The sequence below is a fragment of the Polaromonas sp. genome (assembly GCF_018780625.1).
In the GTDB taxonomy this organism is placed as follows: Bacteria; Pseudomonadota; Gammaproteobacteria; order Burkholderiales; family Burkholderiaceae_C; genus Polaromonas.
The window spans coordinates 16,245-33,128 of sequence record NZ_JADMJK010000075.1 but is presented as its reverse complement, the minus strand read 5'-3'; the positions used below and the strand labels follow the sequence as shown (position 1 = coordinate 33,128).

The window sequence follows — 16,884 nt, the reverse complement described above, 5'->3', positions numbered from 1 at the left end:
TCGCCAGCGAATCCCAGACCACCAGACCGTCGTCGTCCAGCGCGGGCACCTTGCCTGCGGGGCTGACCGGGCCTATCTGGGTCTTGAAGCCCGAATCGGCGTCAAAGGAATCAAAGCGCAGCTTGATTTCCTCGAAAGGAATGCCGGCCTGCTTGAGCAGCACCCACGGCCGCATGGACCAGGAAGAATAGTTTTTGTTGCCGATGTAGAGCTTTAGCATGGAGGTCCGATCTGCTGACGGGATGTACGTTTCTTTTCCAGCGGTGGGGGCTGTGGCTTAAAAACGTCCGGCGGTTTTTCGCTTGGCCATCAGGCCGCTGCGCAAGCCTTGTGCGCCCAGGTAGCTCGGGCCAATGGCCGCCAGTGCGGCGGGCTCGATGCCCAGCGCCTGCAGGCCGGGCAACTGGCCGCTGGCCACGTTGTCGGTCTTCATGGCGTCGAGGTTGTCGCGGCTCAGCACCGGCTCGCCTGGTGCCAGTTCCATCAGCCTGGCCTGAACGCGCGCCAGTGCGTCGGGCAGTCCGATCACGGTACGGCCCTTGCCGCCGTTGATGCCGGCGTAGCGCCCGGCCAGCTCCACCAGCTGCTTGAGCGTGAACACCTCGGGTCCGCAGATTTCATACACCTTGCCAATGGTGCCCGGCGTCTGCAGGCAGTGCACGACCGCGCGCGCCACGTCCTCGACCCATACCGGCTGAAAGCGCGCCTGGCTGCCCGCCAGCGGAATGACCGGAAACACCTGCTGCAGCGCGGCAAAGGTGTTGAGGAACTTGTCTTCAGCGCCAAAAATAACGCTTGGGCGCAGTACCGTCAGGTCCAGCCCGGCGCCCGCCAGCACGGCCTCGCCGCGCGCCTTGCTGCGCTGGTACATCGAGGCCGAATCCAGCGACGCCCCGAGCGCGCTGATGTGCACGACGCGCCGCACGCCGCTGGCCTCGCAGGCCTGCGCCAGCGCCAGCGGCAGCTGCACATGGATTTTTTCAAACGCGTCTTCCGTGCCGTGCAATATGGCGATCAGGTTGACCACGGCGTCGTGCCCGGCCAGCAGCTGGGTCAGCGCGGCGCTGTCATGCGCGCGGGCCTCGATCACGTCGACCAGTGGCAGCATCAGCAGGTGCTGGGCGTTGCGGCGGCGGCGCGTGACCACGGTCACGCGGCATTGCGCTTCAACCAGTTTTTCGCAAACATGCCGACCCACAAAGCCGGTACCGCCGAGGATGAGGATTTTTTTCATAGGGTCTAATTTAGCGCGTTTGGCAAGGGTTTGGCCGAAAACCGATGATTTGAACGTTTTATGGCTGAAGCCCAATAAATATAAGATTGTTTAGCTATTTATTTGATAGTTAAATGGCCGCAAGGTTGCCGTAAAAAAAGGCATACAAGCCGCCGTTGGCCTACACGGGGCGGCCCGCCAGGTCCCCATAATGAACGGATGAACATTTTTGAAGCCTTGCGCATCAGCCATGTCACCCAGCGCGCGCTGGCTGACCACCTGATCCAGACCCACGGCGACTCTCCTGACAGGATGTCGCTTTTCAGTGAACTCAAGCGTGAACTGGCCGCGCATGCGGCTGCCGAGGAGCGATTTTTTTATGTCCCGCTGATTGCGCATGACATGACGCAGGAGCCTTCGCGCCATGGCATCGCCGAGCATCACCAGATGGACAAGCTGATCGAGCAACTGGATACCACCGATTTCAGCGCATCGGCCTGGCTGGTCACGGCCAAAGCCTTGCACCACAAGATTTACCACCACCTTGAGGACGAAGAGCAGGGCGTGTTTCAGCTGGCTGGCAAGGTGCTGAGCGAGGCTGAAAAACTGTCGCTCGCCAAGGAATACGAAGGCGAATTCGCCTCGCAGCGCCTCAAATCCTGAAGCGATAAAAGGGTCGCAAGGTTCGCCAGCCACTATTCATTGGATTGCGCCCCGGTCTTGGTGATTTTTTGCGGCTTGCCAAAATCGTCAATCGCCACATAGGTCAGGCTTGCCTCGGTCACCTTGATATAGCGGCCCTGCGCGCGAAAACGCTCGGCATAGACCTCGACCTGCACCGTGATGGACGTGGTGCCAATTCGGGTCACGCTGGAGAAAAACGACAAAATGTCGCCGACCCGGACCGGCTGCTTGAAGACAAACTGGTTGACCGCCACGGTGGCCATGCGGCCATCCACGTAGCGCGCCGGCACCACCGCGCCCGCCAGGTCGACCTGGGCCATGACCCAGCCACCAAAAATGTCCCCATGGGCGTTGCAGTCGCGCGGCATCGGGATCACCTTGAGGACCAGTTCCTTGTCGGTGGGCAGTTGCGCGCTCAGTGACCTATCGTCGGCATGGGCGCTGGCCGTTGTGGCATTGCCCGTCGGGGCGCTGGATTCAGAAGACATAGGCACAATCTCACAAGAAATTTTTAAATTCCCAACGATTGTCACTCATGCGCTCCCGAGCTACCACGGCCGATTCTTCCCTTTCCGCACCTTCCGCCACCCCCAGCGGGCCAACCGCCGGCCCGGCCCGTTCAGACTGGGGCACGCTGACGCGGCTGTTTCCTTATTTGTGGGAATACAAGTGGCGCGTGGCGGCGGCGCTGGCCTTCATGGTGGGCGCCAAGCTGGCCAACGTGGGCGTGCCGCTGCTGCTGAAAAACCTGGTTGACACCATGAATTTCAAGCCCGGCGATGTGCAGGCCGTTCTTGTTGTACCGGTGGCGTTGTTAGTAGGTTACGGCCTGCTGCGGCTGTCAACCACGCTGTTCACCGAATTGCGCGAGCTGGTGTTTGCCAAGGCCACCGAAGGCGCGTCCCGGCGCATTTCGCTGGAGGTGTTTCGCCACCTGCACGCGCTCAGCCTGCGCTTTCACCTGGAGCGGCAAACCGGCGGCATGACGCGCGACATCGAGCGCGGCACGCGCGGCGTGCATTCGCTGATCTCGTATTCGCTCTACAGCATCATTCCCACGCTGATTGAAGTGACGCTGGTGCTGACCTTGCTGGCCGTCAAGTTTGACGTCTGGTTTGCCGGCATCACCGGCATTGCGCTGGTGTTCTACATTTTCTTTACGGTCAAGGTCACCGAATGGCGCACCCAGTTCCGCAAAACCATGAACGAGCTCGACTCGTCGGCGCACAGCCGCGCCGTTGATTCGCTGCTCAATTACGAAACCGTCAAGTACTTCAACAACGAAGAATTCGAGGCGCTGCGCTACGACGAAAACCTCAAGCGTTACCGCGCCGCCGCCATCAAGAGCCAGCGCACGCTGAGCCTGCTCAACGCCGGGCAGCAGCTGATCATTGCCATCGGCCTGGTCGCGATGCTTTGGCGGGCCACGCAAGGCGTGGTCGATGGCCGCATGACCCTGGGCGACCTGGTGATGGTCAATGCCTTCATGATCCAGCTTTATATTCCGCTGGGGTTTCTGGGCGTGATTTACCGTGAAATCAAGCAGAGCCTGACCGACCTGGAAAAGATGTTCACGCTGATGGAACGGGAGCGCGAAATTGCCGATGAGCCCGGCGCGCAGCCGCTGCGCATCGACGGCGCCCCGGCTGTCCGCTTTGAAAACGTCAGCTTTGCCTACGACCCGGCAAGGCCGATCCTGCACAACGTCAGCTTTGAAATTCCGCCCGGTAAAACCGTGGCGGTGGTCGGCTCGTCGGGTGCAGGAAAGTCCACGCTGGCGCGCCTGCTCTACCGCTTTTACGACGTGCAGCAAGGCCGCATCACCATCGCCGGGCAGGACATCAAGCAGGTCACGCAGGCCAGCGTGCGCCGTGCCATCGGCATCGTGCCGCAAGACACCGTGCTGTTCAACGACACGATCGAATACAACATCGCCTACGGCAAGCCCGGCGCAACGCATGCAGAGGTCGAAGAAGCCGCCCGCGCCGCGCGCATCCACGCCTTCATCGCCTCCACGCCCCTGGGCTACCAAACCATGGTTGGTGAGCGCGGCCTGAAACTGTCCGGGGGTGAAAAGCAGCGCGTGGCCATTGCCCGCACCTTGCTGAAAAACCCGCCCATGGTGATTTTTGATGAAGCGACCTCGGCCCTGGATTCGGCCAACGAGCGTGCCATCCAGACCGAGCTGCGCACGGCCGCCCAGAACAAGACCACGCTGGTGATTGCCCACAGGCTTTCGACCGTGGTGGACGCGCATGAGATTTTGGTGATGGACGCCGGCCGCGTCATTGAGCGCGGCAACCACGTTGCGCTGCTGGCCGCCAACGGGCGCTATGCCGAGATGTGGGCCCTGCAGCAGCAGGCGAGCGAACATATTCTGGATGAAGTCGGGGTGTAGCGTTTTCCCTGTCGCCAGCGGTATTCTCAAGTCGATAATCGCCCCATGGAAACCAAATGGCTTGAAGATTTTGTCAGTCTTGCGGACACCCGCAGCTTTAGCCGTTCGGCCCAGTTGCGCCACGTCACGCAGCCCGCGTTCTCGCGGCGCATTCAGGCGCTGGAAGCATGGGCGGGCACCGACCTCGTTGACCGAAGCTCCTACCCCACGCGCCTGACGCCGGCCGGCCAGACGCTCTATACCCAGGCGCTGGAAATGTTGCAGGGACTGCAGTCCACTCGGGCCATGCTTCGCGGCCACAGCTCTGCGGGGCAGGACTTCATCGAATTTGCGGTGCCGCACTCGCTGGCTTTCACGTTCTTTCCGGCCTGGGTCAGCAGTCTGCGCGAGAAGTTCGGACCGATGAAAAGCCGCTTGATTGCGCTCAATGTGCATGATGCGGTGTTGCGGCTGGTCGAAGGCAGTTGCGACCTGCTGATGACCTACCACCATGATTCCCAACCCTTCCAGTTGGACCCCGATCGCTATGAAATGGTGTCACTGGGCCAGGAGGTGCTGGCGCCGTTTTGCCGGCCCAATGCGGCTGGCGAGCCGGCGTTCAGCCTGCCTGGCGCCATCGGGCATGCATTGCCGTATCTCGGGTATGCGCCCGGCGCGTACCTGGGCCGAATGGTGGAGTTCATTCTCAAGCAATCAAGCACCACTATTCATCTGGACCGGGTCTATGAAACCGACATGGCCGAGGGGCTCAAGGCCATGGCGCTGGAGGGGCACGGCATCGCATTTTTGCCGATCAGCAACGTCAAGAAGGAGTTGCGGGCCAAAAAGCTGGTGAGCGCTGGCAGCCATCTTGAGATGACCCTGGAACTTCGTGTCTATCGCGAGCGGCCTGCCTCCAAAAAAGTACCCAAAGCCCATGCCCAGGCGCTATGGGCGTATTTGCAGTCGCAAAACCAGTCATAGGGGCAAAGCCTGGCCTCCAGGGCATCGATCTGCTTGCATGCACGCGCAAACGGCGGCTATCTATAGGGGAGTGGGCGAGCGCGAGGGGTGAGGTTATGCTTTGGTAGTTACCCTTAGTCGTTATAAAAAAAATGCATGACGGTGCCATGAAACGGCATTGGCATTTTGACGGGGTCAAATTTAAAGTACGGGACGGTCAGATTTTGAGTGCCGCCTGTGTCGCACCACCGCTGTTTTAGCCTGACAGTCGTGTGCTTCATGACACCGCAATACAAGGTCCAGCCAAGAGTTGGCACAACCATTGCGTGCAGTCTGTCTGCCGTTTTGGCCTTTGGCTTGCACTATTTTGAAAACATTTGGGCATGGCCGATTTTTCTGCAGTGTAAAAAATTCACTGGCCTTCAGGCTCGGTCGACGTGATTCAACACAATGCGGGTAAACACAGGGAAGGTGGAGTTGCCCGCTCCTTAGAATAGTGTGTAATAGTCTGTTAATAGGTTCTTTTTTTACTGGAGATTTTATGAAACTTAAGGTAATTGCCTTATCCGTCGCCCTTCTTGCCGGTGGCGCTGCATTCGCGCAGTCCATTGACACCGTCGCCAAAGTAAAAGCTTCGGGCGTGGTCACCGTGGGCGTTCGTGATTCGTCCGGAGCCTTGTCCTACACCCTGGGTGACGGCAAGTATGTCGGTTACCACGTCGAGATTTGCAACCGCATCGTGGCCAATCTGGAAAAAGCAGCGGGCCGCAAGCTTGAAGTGAAATACCAGTCGGTGACCTCGCAAAACCGCATTCCGCTGGTCCAAAACGGTACCGTAGACATCGAGTGTGGTTCGACCACCAACAACGCGACCCGCGCCAAGGATGTGTCTTTTCTTGATACCACCTTTGTCGAGGAAGTCCGCATCGCAGTAAAAGCCAACTCAGGCATTGCATCCATTGCTCAACTCAACGGCAAAAACGTAGCAACCACGACCGGCACCACGTCGGTTCAAACGTTGCGCAAAAATGAGCGCGCCACCGGCGTCGACTTCAAGGAAGTCTACGGCAAGGACCATGCTGACAGCTTCCTGCTGCTCGAATCGGGGCGTGCCGACGCATTCGTGATGGACGGCTCCATTCTGGCAGGCAACATCGCCTCGTCCAAGAACCCCGCTGACATCAAAATCGTCGGCGAAGTGCTGAGCGTGGAACCCATTGCCATCATGATTCGCAAGGACGACACGGCTTTCAAGAAAATTGGTGACGACACCATCAGGGCCATGATCAAGTCGGGCGAATTGGCCAAGACCTATGACAAATGGTTCCTGGAGCCGATTCCTCCGAAGAACGTCCGTGTCGGCCTGCCTGTGAGCGAGAGTATCAAAGCGGCTTGGGCAACGCCTAATAACAAGCCGATGGAAGCTTACGTCACCAAGTAATTCTTTCGGTGATCCCAACAAACCCCGCTGGTGATGGTTCTGGCGGGGTTTGTTGTTTGATCTTGCGAAGATTGATTCAACAGCGCATAACAACAGGCTGGAGCCGCCATGAACTGGGACTGGAAATTCTTTTTGAACGACGATGGGGGCGGCCGCACCTATCTGCAGTGGATGCTGGATGCCTGGGGCTGGACGCTGTCCGTTGCTGCCCTGGCATGGGTAGTGGCCATGCTTATGGGTGCCCTCATGGGGACCTTCCGGACACTACCAAACAGCCCGTGGCTGGTGCGCCTTGGCAACGCGTGGGTGGAGTTGTTTCGCAATATCCCGTTGCTGGTGCAGATTTTTCTTTGGTACTTTGTAGTGCCAAAAATATTTCCGCTCATGATGCAGGTGCCTGGCTTTGTGCTGGTGGTGCTGGCGCTCGGATTTTTCACCTCGGCGCGTATTGCAGAGCAGGTGCGAGCCGGGGTACAGGCGCTGCCGCGCGGGCAGCGCTATGCCGGCATGGCATTGGGCTTTACCACCGCACAGACCTATCGGTATGTGATTTTGCCCATGGCTTTTCGCATGATCATTCCGCCGCTGACCAGCGAGTCAATGAACCTGCTGAAGAACTCTTCGGTTGCTTTTGCCGTGTCGATTGCCGAACTCACCATGTTCGCCATGCAGGCGCAGGAAGAGACCTCGCGTGGCGTGGAGATTTACATCGCGGTGACGGCGCTGTATGCGATCTCGGCGTTTGCGGTGAATCGCATGATGGCTTTGGTTGAAAAGAAAATGCAAATACCCGGTTTTGTGGTGGCCGGGTCAGCTGGCGGAGGACACTGACATGCTAGGACTCGACCTTAGTTTTTTCAACTGGGAGATCATCTCCAAGTTCGTCAAGAATGGTTTTATTTTCAGCGTTCAGCTGACCGTGATTGCGACGCTGGGCGGCATTCTGCTGGGCACGCTGCTGGCGCTGATGCGTTTGTCGGGCAAAAAAGCGCTGGCGATTCCGGCGACGATTTATGTCAACGGCATGCGCTCCATCCCGCTGGTCATGGTGATCCTGTGGTTTTTTCTACTGGTGCCCGCGATCATCGGACGGCCCATTGGCGCTGAACTGTCGGCCACGATCACTTTTGTGGCTTTTGAGGCCGCTTATTTCAGCGAGATCATGCGCGCCGGCATTCAGTCAATTTCGCGTGGTCAGGTGAACGCAGGGCGAGCGCTGGGCATGACCTACAGCCAGAACATGCGCTTGATTATTTTGCCGCAGGCTTTTCGGAACATGGTGCCGGTGCTGCTGACGCAGACCATCATTTTGTTTCAGGACACCTCGCTGGTATATGCCATTGGCGCCTACGATTTGCTCAAGGGCTTTACCACCGCTGGCAAGATTTATGGTCGGAGCGAAGAGGCCTACTTGCTGGCTGCAGTGGTTTATTTCGTAATTTGTTTTGGTATGTCCTACCTGGTCAAGCGGCTGCAAAGCCGTATCGCGATCATTCGCTGAACCTATTGTTGTCAAGAAACAATAAGTCGTAAAAAGCACACTGGAGAATCAGATGATTGAGTTGAATAACGTTTCCAAATGGTACGGTGATGTGCAGGTGCTCAATAGCTGCAGCACACGCATTGAAAAAGGTGAAGTCGTCGTGGTCTGCGGACCTTCGGGCTCGGGAAAATCGACGCTCATCAAGGTCATCAACGCGCTCGAACCTTTTCAGAAGGGTGAGATTTTTGTGGATGGCCAGGCTGTGCACGACCCTAAAACTGACCTGCCCAAGCTGCGTAGCCGCGTCGGCATGGTGTTTCAGAACTTTGAGTTGTTTCCGCATCTGAGCGTCACTGAAAACCTGACGCTCGCCCAGATCAAGGTGCTGGGCCGCAACCCCGACGAGGCCAGGACACACGGGCTGAAATATCTGGACCGTGTGGGTCTGATGGCCCACAAAGATAAATTCCCCGGCCAGCTGTCAGGTGGGCAGCAGCAGCGGGTGGCCATTGCCCGGGCGCTGAGCATGGACCCGATTGCCATGTTGTTCGACGAGCCTACGTCCGCGCTGGACCCCGAGATGGTGGGCGAGGTGCTGGACTGCATGATGGGCTTGGCGCAGGACGGCATGACCATGATGGTGGTCACCCACGAAATGGGTTTTGCCAAAAAGGTCGGCAGCCGGGTGATTTTCATGGATGTGGGCGGCAAGATTCTGGAGGACTGCAGCAAGGATGAGTTTTTCAGCCACCCTGAGAATCGCCAGGCGCGCACCAAGGATTTTCTCAACAAGATACTGCAGCACTGAGTCCTGGAGAGTTCCGACTTGCCTCGGGCTTTTGAAATTCAAACCCCGGCATCGTCATTTTGATGCGCGCGTTACGGTGCAAGGCCATCTCGCGATCGGAGCTGGACCGTCGCCTGCGCCGCTACGGGTGGGCATTGACAAGCGCTAACCCAGGCGTTTGGCGTGGGTCGCGCAAGGCGTGCCGGAGCCCCGCGCCTGGCTCCTGCACTTGGGAATATCAAATCCGGTCGCAGATCGGACCATTCCGTGAGGTGCTACCTGTTCGTGGCAGTCAGGAAGGACAAAAGACGGCGGGGAACTCGCAGACTACTTGTTTGGGTCGCGCGAACACCTATAGGCCCTGAAAAGCAAACCCCCGCTGCAAGGCCTGACGATGGCTTCCATGCACATCTTCACTTGTTCAACAGGCGACCTTGCGATCGTCCGGGATGTGACTCCTAACAGAAGGCAGCGTCCATGATTACGGGATTTTTCGCATACTTCCAACGCTTGGCTTGATGGCAGGGATGGTTTCGATTTACACCCTCTAATCTATAGACGATGATATCCATTTGACTTCAATACAGAGAACCATGGCTGTTGCCGAACCTGCGATCACACTAGCATCTTCCACTGCTCTGCCCGGTTTGGGGCGGGCATTGGTGGCCGCGGGCAAACTGGGCCAGAAGACCGCCGAAGATATTTTCCGCAAAGCGCAAACCGGGCGAACCAGTTTTATTGCTGAGCTGACAGGTTCGGGCGCAGTGTCTGCGTTTGACCTGGCGCACATCATGTCGACCGCGTTTGCAGCGCCGTTGCTGGATCTCGACGCTATCGACGTTCAACGCTTGCCCAAGGGCCTGCTGGATGGCAAGATTTGCCTGGCTTACCGCATTGTTGTGTTGAGTAAACGCAATAATCGGCTGATTGTTGCGACGGCCGATCCCTCGGACCAGGATGCCGCCGAAAAAATCAAATTTTCCACCCAGATGGGGGTGGATTGGATTATTGCGGAATACGACAAGTTGTCCACGTTGGTGGATGCGTCCCACACCACGGCCGCCGAGGCCATGGAAAATCTCATTGGCGACGATTTCGAATTTGATGAAACCCCGGATTCGGCAATAGCTGACGACAATAGTGCCAGCGTGTCTGAAGTTGAAGATGCGCCGGTTGTCAAATTCCTGCAGAAAATGTTGATTGACGCATTCAACATGCGCGCATCCGATTTGCATTTTGAGCCATTCGAGCACAGCTATCGTGTGCGTTTTCGTGTCGATGGTGAGTTGAGGGAAATTGCGTCTCCACCCGTGGCCATTAAAGAAAAACTGGCAGCCCGGATCAAGGTCATCTCCAAACTGGATATTTCAGAGAAGCGTGTGCCGCAAGACGGCAAGATGAAGCTCAAGATTGGTCCTGATCGGGTCATTGATTTTCGAGTGAGTACCTTGCCAACCATGTTTGGTGAAAAGATCGTGATTCGTATCCTGGATCCGAGCAGCGCCAAGCTGGGCATTGATGCATTGGGATACGAGCCTGTTGAAAAGGATCGCTTGCTGGAGGCTATCCACCGGCCGTATGGCATGGTGCTGGTCACAGGTCCTACTGGTTCGGGTAAAACGGTGTCGCTCTACACCTGCCTGAATATTCTGAATAAGGCGGGCGTCAACATCGCAACCGCTGAAGACCCTGCTGAAATTACGCTACCGGGTGTCAACCAGGTCAGCATGAATGAAAAGGCAGGCATGACCTTTACGGTGGCGCTGAAAGCATTTTTGCGCCAGGATCCCGACATCATCATGGTGGGCGAAATCCGTGATATTGAAACCGCCGATATCGCCATCAAGGCCGCTCAAACCGGACATTTGGTCCTGTCCACGCTGCATACGAACGATGCGCCATCGACATTGACGCGCATGCGCAACATGGGCATAGCCCCTTTCAATATTGCATCCAGCGTCATTTTGATCACGGCCCAGCGGTTGGCGCGGCGCCTGTGCTCCCACTGCAAGGCCCCCGCAGATATTCCGCGCGAAACCTTGCTGCAGGCAGGCTTCAAGGAGGACGATGTCGATGGCTCCTGGACGCCTTACGGTCCGATCGGTTGCTCCATGTGTACCAATGGCTACAAGGGGCGCGTGGGGATTTATCAGGTGATGCCGATTTCCGAGGACATTCAGAGAATTGTCCTGCGCGACGGCAGCGCTCTGGAGATCGCAGCCCAGGCCGATGCTGAAGGCGTCAGAAGCCTGCGCCAGTCCGGTCTGCACAAAGTTAAACTCGGCATGACCTCCCTGGAAGAGGTGCTGGGCTGTACCAATGTCTAGCCTGGCGAGTGGAAAAGCCGGGATATCAGGGTTGTGATTGAAGCGAAGAGATGGGCTGAAGGCCCTCATTAAACGAGAAGACACTATGGCAACTGCAGTATCCAAAGGCATCAAGGAATTTGTTTTTGAGTGGGAAGGCAAGGACAGGGGGGGCAAGCAGGTACGCGGCGAAATCCGTGCGGCTGGCGAGAGCCAGGTCAAGTCGTCTTTGCGTCGGCAGGGCGTATTGCCTAGCAAAATCAAAAAACGCCGCATGCGCGCCGGTAAGTCCATCAAACCCCGTGACATTGCCATCTTTACCCGCCAGCTCGCCACCATGATGAAGGCCGGCGTGCCCTTGCTGCAGTCTTTTGACATTGTGGGCCGAGGCAACCCTAACGTCAGTGTCACGAAACTGCTTAACGACGTGCGGACTGACGTCGAGACCGGGACCTCCCTGAGTGCGGCTTTTCGCAAGTACCCGATGTATTTCAATACGCTTTATTGCAATCTGGTCGAGGCGGGCGAAGCGGCCGGTATCCTGGAGTCCTTGCTGGACCGTCTGGCGGTCTATATGGAAAAGACCGAAGCCATCAAATCAAAAATCAAGTCAGCCTTGATGTATCCGATTTCCGTTGTCGTGGTGGCCTTCGTGGTGGTGGCGGTGATCATGATTTTCGTGATTCCTGCGTTTAAAGAGGTTTTCTCCTCCTTCGGTGCAGATTTGCCGGCACCCACCTTGTTCGTGATTGCCATCAGCGAATTTTTTGTGTCTTACTGGTGGCTGATTTTTGGCGGTATTGGCGGAAGTCTTTATTTTTTCATGCAGGCCTGGAAGCGCAGTGAAAAAATGCAGAAAGTCATGGACCGGCTGCTGCTGAAAATGCCGGTGTTCGGCGCCTTGATAGAAAAGTCCGTCATTGCCCGCTGGACCCGTACCTTGTCGACCATGTTTGCGGCCGGCGTGCCGCTGGTCGAAGCACTCGACTCCGTCGGCGGCGCATCAGGCAATTCACTGTATGCCGATGCGACCGAAAAAATCCAGCAGGAAGTCTCGACTGGCACCAGCCTGACGGCTGCCATGACCAATGCCAACCTGTTTCCCACCATGGTGCTGCAGATGTGCGCGATTGGCGAGGAGGCGGGCTCGGTGGACCATATGCTGGGCAAGGCGGCCGATTTTTATGAAGCCGAAGTCGATGAAATGGTCGCTGGCCTGTCCAGCCTGATGGAGCCCATCATCATTGTGTTTCTGGGCACGCTGATTGGCGGCATTGTGGTTTCGATGTACCTGCCCATCTTCAAACTGGGTCAGGTCGTTTGATGACGCTGCTGGACCTGGGGCCTGGGCTTGTCGCCGTGCTGGCCGGAATTTTTGGCTTGCTGATTGGCAGCTTCCTGAACGTCGTCATTTACCGTGTGCCAAAAATGATGGAGCGACAGTGGGCAGAGGAATGTTCCGAGCTGGGCGGCATCTCCTTGGCGCAGGCTGAAAAGTTCAACCTGCTGACGCCGCGTTCGCGATGTTCCAGTTGCGGCCACCTGATCCGCTGGTATGAAAACATTCCCGTGTTCAGCTACCTTTTCCTGCGGGGCAAGTGTTCGGCATGCGCAACGCCTTATGGTGTGCGCTATCCGCTGGTTGAAGTCGTCACGGGCGGCCTGTTTTTCTTTTGTGCCTGGCGCTGGGGCGCAACGCCGACGGCGCTGATCTGGTGCGGGTTTTCTGCGGCGCTGCTGGCGCTGGCGGTGATTGACTGGGACACCACCTTGCTGCCTGACGACATCACCTTGCCCTTGCTGTGGGGCGGACTGATTGCGGCGGCGTTGCAGTGGAACCCTGCAGTCGATTTGCCCACGGCCCTCTGGGGCGTGGTGGCCGGTTATCTTTCCTTGTGGGGGGTGTACTGGGCTTTCAAGCTGGCAACCGGCAAGGAGGGCATGGGTTATGGCGACTTCAAGCTGTTTGCGGCGCTGGGGGCCTGGTTTGGCTGGCCCGCACTGGTTCCCATGATTCTGATGGCTTCGGTGATCGGTGCCATCATTGGGATTGCGATGAAATTCTTCGGTGGTTTGCGGGAAGGTGGCTATGTGCCGTTTGGTCCCTTTCTGGCTGGAGCGGGTTTCACCGCCATGATTTTCGGGCCGCAATCCATCCTGAAGTTCGCAGGTCTATAGGCTGATGCAGCCGCCCATCCTGCGCATAGGCCTGACTGGCGGCATAGGCAGCGGGAAAAGCACCGTAGCCAGCGTCCTCGTGGCCAGCGGCGCCACGCTGATTGATGCCGATGCTATTTCCAGGCAGGTCACGGCGCCGGGTGGGTTGGCACTTCAAGAGATTGCAAGGCAGTTTGGTGACGATCTCATCACGGCCGATGGCGCGATGGACCGTGACCGGATGCGGCAGCTTGCCTTCAGTGATCCTTCTCTCAGACGCAGGCTGGAGGCCATCATCCACCCCTTGGTAGGCCAGGAAGTGATGCGCCAGTCCGAGCAAGCCGTGACGGTGGCCAAGGGCGAAGGGGGCTGCATCGTCTTTGATGTTCCGTTGCTGGTGGAGTCCGGGCGCTGGCGGCAGCAGGTCGACCATGTGCTGGTTGTCGACTGCATGGAAGCCACCCAGATCGCCCGGGTCATGGCCCGAAATGGCTGGTCGCAAGAGGTCGTTGAAAAAATCATGGCAGGACAAGCCAGTCGCGCGCAAAGGCTGGCGGCGGCCGACAGTTGCATATTTAACGATGGCTTATCACTCGATGCACTGGCCGTGCTGGTGCGTCAGCTTGGTCTGCACTTCGGGCTATGATGCTGGTTAAACATCTTCCATGAAGCTGACGAAATTAGCACTGTGATTCTTTACGAATATCCTTTCAACGAACGCATACGCACCTACTTGCGGCTCGAGCATCTGTTTCGCCGTTTGGGTGAGCTGGTCGATCGGGAGAGTCCGACGGATCACCACTACGCCATCACGACCATTTTTGAGATCATGGATGTGGGCAGTCGGGTCGATTTAAAAACGGATGTGCTGAAAGACCTCGAAAAGCAGAAACATGTCCTTAATGGCTACCGTGGCAACCCCGCAATTTCAGAGTCTGTGCTTGACAAGGTGACGGGTCAGCTGGAAGTCTGTTTTTTAGCCTTGAGCAATCTCCCGGGCAAAGCCGGGCAGTCATTGACTGAGAATGATTGGCTCATGAGCATTCGGAGCCGCGTGGGCATTCCAGGCGGAACCTGCGAGTTTGATTTGCCGGCTTACTACGCGTGGCAGCAGCTGCCAGCGGCCACGCGCCAGCAAGACCTGCAGCGCTGGGTTGTTCCCCTGGTGCCGTTGGCGGAATCCATACGTGTTTTGTTGGGGCTGTTGCGCGATTCCGGCGCACCGCAAAAAGTGGTGGCGCCAGTCGGTCAGTACCAGCAGACGCTGCCGCAAGGCCGCACTTTTCAGCTGCTGCGGCTGCGCATCAATCCCGCGTTGGGTCTGATTCCGGAAATTAGCGGCAACCGCCTGATGGTGTCAGTTCGCCTCATGCGCCATGAAAGCGATGACCGGCTGCACGCGAGTAGCGATAATTCAGCGTTTGAGTTGACGCTTTGTGCCTGAGTACCAAGCCTGACTTGTCCTGCGCTGCAGAAGAGCCTGACCGCCATGAACAACGATAAATCCCCTTTGCCCGCCAAGACCAAGATCGTGGTGTGCCCTGGTTGCGGCGGGAAAAGCATTTACGCGCCAAGCAATCCTTTTCGCCCCTTTTGCAGTGAACGCTGCAAAAATATCGATTTTGGCGCTTGGGCCAGTGAAGACTTTCGCTTGCCTGCTGATGCGCCTCCCGATGACGAACCCTACGGCGATCCGAAAGTGCGTCAGCCCGGGTCCAAGCCGGATTGACCAAGCCGGAGGATTCGCCATGTATTCAATGCAGGGAGAGACAGAAATGAAGTCTTCGTTTATCCGGCCGGCCATGGTCTTGTTTGCAGTGCTTGCCTTGGTGTTGGGTAGCCCCCACGCACTGTCGGCAGAACCCATGGGCCAACCTGCAAAAGCCAAAGCCAAGACAAAGACCGCTACCGATGCCCGCAAAGGGCAGGTTGGCAAGGTGACGTTCCTGAGGGGCTCCGAGGAAACAACTGGCGAGCGCAACGCCCGCCTGAAGCGCGAATGCAAGGGCGGGGTGAATGCCGGTGCCTGCGCAGGCTACACGCGTTAAGCGGTAAGCGTCGGGTCATCAGCCGGGAAATAGGCCCCAAGCGGGGCTTTCAAGTTTCGGATCTCAGGCAGCGGGCGTGCCCAGCACCTGCTGGAGCTCACCGCTCTCGTACATTTCCATCATGATGTCGGAGCCGCCCACAAACTCCCCCTTGACGTAAAGCTGGGGGATGGTGGGCCAGTTGCTGTATTCCTTGATGCCGTGACGGATTTCCTCGTCTTCCAGCACGTTCACTGTGGCGGGCTTGCTGACGCCGCAGGCTTTGAGCAGTTGAATGGCGCGTCCCGAAAAACCGCACATCGGGAATTGGGCGGTTCCCTTCATGAAGAGAACGACTTCGCTCGATTTGACGATCTGCTCAATGCGTTGCTGCGTGGGTGCGGTGTTGCTCATGGTGAAGTCTTTCAGGTGGGGCCGAAGGGGGCCATATCGGGTGGAAAAGGTTTTGAGCGGTCCATTTTCTGTACATGGAGGCTGCAAACCACATTAATCAACTTATTATGTCGCCGTTTGATGGCCGGTGCTGGGCTGGGGCTGTCGCTGATTCGGTTCTTGTTCGGCCGTCAAGCAGGCCATTGTCCACCCGAGCAGCGTTCAATGCCCGCCAGATCCCGGCGGCTTTGGACCTGAATAAATCCCTGTTCTGCCAGCAACTGACGAACCGCATCGGCCTGGTCGTAACCGTGCTCCAGCAAGAGCCAGCCGCCCGGGTGCAGATGCCCGGGCGCTTGGCGGGTAATTTGCCGGAGGTCGTCCAGGCCGTCCATGCCTGCGGTGAGAGCCTCCAGCGGCTCGTGCGCCAAGGCGGCCAGATGGGGGTCGACACTGGCGATGTAGGGCGGATTACTGGCAATCAGGTGAAAGTATCCACTCACTTCCTGCAGCCAGCTGCTCTGGATGAATGTCAGGTCCAGTTCTAGTTGTTGCGCATTGCCACGGGCAACGCTTAGCGCGCCAGTGCTCGCGTCCACGGCGACGACCTTGCCCTGGCGGCCTGTAGCCCGCATGCTGTGCGCAATCGCCAGCGCAACCGCGCCGCTGCCAGTGCCCAGGTCAAGAACCTGAGTGACAGGCGGCATGCCGGGCGCTTGGAGCAGGTCCAGCGACCACTGCACCAGTGTTTCGGTGTCAGGCCGGGGCACCAGCACGCGTGCGTCCACCTGCAGCGTCAAGCCAAAAAACTCCTTGTAGCCGACGATGTAGGCCAGCGGTTCGCCGCCGGCCCGGCGCACGGTCAAGGCCAGGTAGCGCTGCGCGACCTCGTCACTGAGCAAGTCGGTATCGTGGGCCAGAAGCCAGGCGCGGGCATCGCTGGGCTTGCCGAGCGCGTGCAGCAACAGCAGTTGCGCGTCCAGCCGATCCAGTCCCAGGGTTTTGGCGGCCAGCAAGGCCTGTGCGCAAGTCGCGTGGTTCATTTTAAAATGA

The 16,884-nt window shown here is 57.9% G+C and carries 19 protein-coding genes; 14 read left to right on the top strand and 5 right to left on the bottom strand.

Going from position 1 to position 16,884, the window contains the following annotated elements; all coding sequences use genetic code 11:
* On the bottom strand, positions 1–220 hold a 220-nt coding region (locus IV091_RS07100), incomplete at its 3' end, for a glutathione S-transferase N-terminal domain-containing protein (RefSeq protein WP_293466972.1).
* Positions 221–277: 57 nt separating this feature from the next.
* Positions 278–1,234, bottom strand: a complete 957-nt coding sequence (locus IV091_RS07095; protein ID WP_293466969.1) for a complex I NDUFA9 subunit family protein — start codon at positions 1,232–1,234, stop codon at positions 278–280.
* A gap of 198 nt (positions 1,235–1,432) precedes the next feature.
* Between IV091_RS07095 and IV091_RS07090 the strand changes: the two genes are divergently transcribed.
* A complete protein-coding gene (locus IV091_RS07090) occupies positions 1,433–1,876 on the top strand; it encodes a hemerythrin domain-containing protein (protein ID WP_293466967.1) in 444 nt (147 codons plus the stop codon).
* A 32-nt stretch (positions 1,877–1,908) separates the two neighbouring features.
* Here the strand turns inward: IV091_RS07090 and IV091_RS07085 are convergent, their stop codons facing one another.
* The gene (locus IV091_RS07085) at positions 1,909–2,385 is read right to left on the bottom strand and encodes an acyl-CoA thioesterase (RefSeq protein WP_293466965.1); all 477 of its coding nucleotides are present in this window, start codon (positions 2,383–2,385) and stop codon (positions 1,909–1,911) included.
* A 47-nt stretch (positions 2,386–2,432) separates the two neighbouring features.
* Here IV091_RS07085 and IV091_RS07080 point away from each other — a divergent pair, with 47 nt between their 5' ends.
* The 13 genes from IV091_RS07080 to IV091_RS07020 all read left to right on the top strand — a co-directional run bounded on the left by IV091_RS07080 (position 2,433) and on the right by IV091_RS07020 (position 15,459).
* The gene (locus IV091_RS07080) at positions 2,433–4,295 is read left to right on the top strand and encodes an ABC transporter ATP-binding protein/permease (RefSeq protein WP_293466963.1); all 1,863 of its coding nucleotides are present in this window, start codon (positions 2,433–2,435) and stop codon (positions 4,293–4,295) included.
* A 45-nt stretch (positions 4,296–4,340) separates the two neighbouring features.
* The gene (locus IV091_RS07075) at positions 4,341–5,258 is read left to right on the top strand and encodes a LysR family transcriptional regulator (protein ID WP_293466960.1); all 918 of its coding nucleotides are present in this window, start codon (positions 4,341–4,343) and stop codon (positions 5,256–5,258) included.
* A 520-nt stretch (positions 5,259–5,778) separates the two neighbouring features.
* A complete protein-coding gene (locus tag IV091_RS07070; protein ID WP_293466957.1) occupies positions 5,779–6,678 on the top strand; it encodes a transporter substrate-binding domain-containing protein in 900 nt (299 codons plus the stop codon).
* Between the two features lie 108 nt (positions 6,679–6,786).
* Complete coding sequence (locus tag IV091_RS07065; RefSeq protein ID WP_293466954.1) at positions 6,787–7,509, top strand: amino acid ABC transporter permease; 723 nt, start codon at positions 6,787–6,789, stop codon at positions 7,507–7,509.
* Between the two features lies 1 nt (position 7,510).
* Positions 7,511–8,179: an ABC transporter permease subunit gene (locus IV091_RS07060; RefSeq protein WP_293466951.1), complete on the top strand. Its 669-nt coding sequence runs from the start codon at positions 7,511–7,513 to the stop codon at positions 8,177–8,179.
* Between the two features lie 52 nt (positions 8,180–8,231).
* The gene (locus IV091_RS07055) at positions 8,232–8,969 is read left to right on the top strand and encodes an amino acid ABC transporter ATP-binding protein (RefSeq protein ID WP_293466948.1); all 738 of its coding nucleotides are present in this window, start codon (positions 8,232–8,234) and stop codon (positions 8,967–8,969) included.
* Positions 8,970–9,541: 572 nt separating this feature from the next.
* Positions 9,542–11,275: a type IV-A pilus assembly ATPase PilB gene (gene pilB, locus IV091_RS07050; RefSeq protein ID WP_293466945.1), complete on the top strand. Its 1,734-nt coding sequence runs from the start codon at positions 9,542–9,544 to the stop codon at positions 11,273–11,275.
* Positions 11,276–11,360: 85 nt separating this feature from the next.
* Complete coding sequence (locus IV091_RS07045; protein WP_293466942.1) at positions 11,361–12,578, top strand: type II secretion system F family protein; 1,218 nt, start codon at positions 11,361–11,363, stop codon at positions 12,576–12,578.
* Positions 12,578–13,432, top strand: a complete 855-nt coding sequence (locus IV091_RS07040; protein WP_293466940.1) for an A24 family peptidase — start codon at positions 12,578–12,580, stop codon at positions 13,430–13,432. The genes IV091_RS07045 and IV091_RS07040 overlap by 1 nt, the downstream gene beginning before the upstream one ends.
* Before the next feature lie 4 nt (positions 13,433–13,436).
* A complete protein-coding gene (gene coaE / locus IV091_RS07035) occupies positions 13,437–14,057 on the top strand; it encodes a dephospho-CoA kinase (protein ID WP_293466937.1) in 621 nt (206 codons plus the stop codon).
* A 42-nt stretch (positions 14,058–14,099) separates the two neighbouring features.
* Complete coding sequence (gene zapD, locus IV091_RS07030) at positions 14,100–14,855, top strand: cell division protein ZapD (protein ID WP_293466935.1); 756 nt, start codon at positions 14,100–14,102, stop codon at positions 14,853–14,855.
* A 45-nt stretch (positions 14,856–14,900) separates the two neighbouring features.
* Positions 14,901–15,140 carry a DNA gyrase inhibitor YacG gene (locus IV091_RS07025; RefSeq protein ID WP_293466933.1) on the top strand — a complete coding sequence of 80 codons (240 nt, stop codon included), beginning with the start codon at positions 14,901–14,903 and terminating at the stop codon, positions 15,138–15,140.
* A 19-nt stretch (positions 15,141–15,159) separates the two neighbouring features.
* Entirely contained in the window at positions 15,160–15,459 is a 300-nt protein-coding gene (locus IV091_RS07020) for a hypothetical protein (protein ID WP_293466931.1), read from the top strand.
* A 63-nt stretch (positions 15,460–15,522) separates the two neighbouring features.
* On the opposite strand, the gene grxD is transcribed toward IV091_RS07020, so the two are convergent.
* Complete coding sequence (gene grxD, locus IV091_RS07015; RefSeq protein ID WP_293466929.1) at positions 15,523–15,852, bottom strand: Grx4 family monothiol glutaredoxin; 330 nt, start codon at positions 15,850–15,852, stop codon at positions 15,523–15,525.
* Positions 15,853–16,022: 170 nt separating this feature from the next.
* On the bottom strand, positions 16,023–16,874 hold the full coding sequence (gene prmC / locus IV091_RS07010; RefSeq protein ID WP_293466927.1) for a peptide chain release factor N(5)-glutamine methyltransferase: 852 nt from the start codon (positions 16,872–16,874) through the stop codon (positions 16,023–16,025).
* Between the last annotated feature and the right edge of the window lie 10 nt (positions 16,875–16,884).